1 protein-coding gene is annotated in these 923 nt (G+C 69.0%); it reads left to right on the forward strand.

Annotated elements, in window-relative coordinates; genetic code table 11:
* A partial coding sequence (gene obgE, locus JCM19049_RS15590; RefSeq protein WP_279403379.1) for a GTPase ObgE occupies window positions 1-923 on the forward strand: 923 nt, incomplete at both ends.

Raw genomic sequence — 923 nt, forward strand, 5'->3', positions numbered from 1 at the left:
GGACGTGGTCCTGGAGCTGAAGTCCGTCGCGGACATCGCCCTGGTCGGCTACCCCTCGGCCGGCAAGTCCTCGCTGATCGCCGCGCTGTCCGCGGCGCGTCCGAAGATCGCCGACTACCCGTTCACCACCCTGGTGCCGAACCTGGGCGTGGTGCAGGCCGGTGAAGTGCGCTACACCGTGGCCGACGTGCCCGGGCTGATCCCCGGCGCCTCGGAGGGCAAGGGGCTGGGCCACGAGTTCCTGCGCCACGTTGAGCGCTGCGCCGCGATCGTGCACGTGCTGGACTGCGCGTCCCTGGAATCCGAGCGCGACCCGATCACCGACCTGGAGGTCATCGAGGCCGAACTGGCCGCCTACGAGGTCGACTCCTCCTATGCCGGGACCGACGGGACCATCATCCCGCTCAGCGAACGCCCCAAGCTGGTGGCGTTGAACAAGGTCGACATGCCCGACGGGCAGGACATGGCCGAATTCGTGCGCCCCGAACTGGAAAAGCGCGGCTACCGGGTGTTCGAGGTCTCGGCCCTGTCGCGTAACGGATTGCGCGAACTGTCCTTCGCCATGGCTGAATTGGTGGAGCAGGAGCGCGCCAAGCTGGAGCACGCCGCCCCCGTGGTGGAGGTGCCGGTGGTTCGCCCGCGCTCGGTGAACCGCCAGGAATTCACGATCCGCCGCGAGGAGCAGAACCTGGAACCGCTGTGGCGGGTCATCGGGGAGAAGCCCGAACGCTGGATCCTGCAGACCGACTTCTCCAACGACGAGGCCGTGGGCTACCTGGCCGACCGGCTGAACCGGCTGGGCGTGGAGGACGCACTGTTCAAGTCCGGGGCCCGCCCCGGGGACGCGGTGGTCATCGGCGCCGAGGACAACGCGGTCGTCTTTGACTGGGAGCCGACCATGGCCGCCGGGGCCGAGCTGCTGG

Source organism: Arthrobacter sp. JCM 19049, assembly GCF_001310435.1.